The sequence below is a fragment of the Streptococcus caledonicus genome (genome assembly GCF_042656225.1).
GTDB classification, from domain to species: Bacteria; Bacillota; Bacilli; order Lactobacillales; family Streptococcaceae; genus Streptococcus; species Streptococcus caledonicus.
Map to the genome: position 1 here is coordinate 1 of NZ_JBHSOJ010000024.1, position 523 is coordinate 523.

The window sequence follows — 523 nt, forward strand, 5'->3', positions numbered from 1 at the left end:
TATGATTGTTATAATGCTAAAATCCAACAGTTAGAAAATCGAATAGACAGTTATCTCAAAGACTATGAGCGAGAACTAGAGATATTGGATAGTATTCCGGTTATCGATCAGATTACAGCCTCTGTTGTTATCGCTGAAGTCGGTGTTGAGATGAACCAATTTCCAACAGTTGGTCAATTAAGTTCTTGGGCTGGGTATGTCTAGGAAATCATGAGAGTGCTGGTAAAAAACGAAGTAGCCGAATAAGACATGGTAATGCTTACCTAAAAAAGTGCCTTTGTCAAGCTGTCTTTGCGGCTAGACGACAAAAAGGCAGTCCTATAGCTGAACGGTTTAATCAATTAAAATCTAGAAGAGGCCCACAAAAAGCTACTATAGCTATTGCTCATTAGTGACTTAAACTCGCTTATATTCTTTTGTCTTATCAATTAACTTATTCTGAATTTTGCCAACAAAAAAGATTGTTAGAGACGAGCTAACAATCCAAAACTAAAAATTTTTCGCCTATATTGTAACATAGGGG

The 523-nt window shown here is 36.3% G+C and carries 1 pseudogene; it reads left to right on the forward strand.

Features of this window, described 5'->3' with window-relative positions:
- Nucleotides 1–479: pseudogene (locus ACFPQ3_RS09315) on the forward strand (transposase); the annotation flags it as partial.
- Nucleotides 480–523 lie beyond the last annotated feature (44 nt).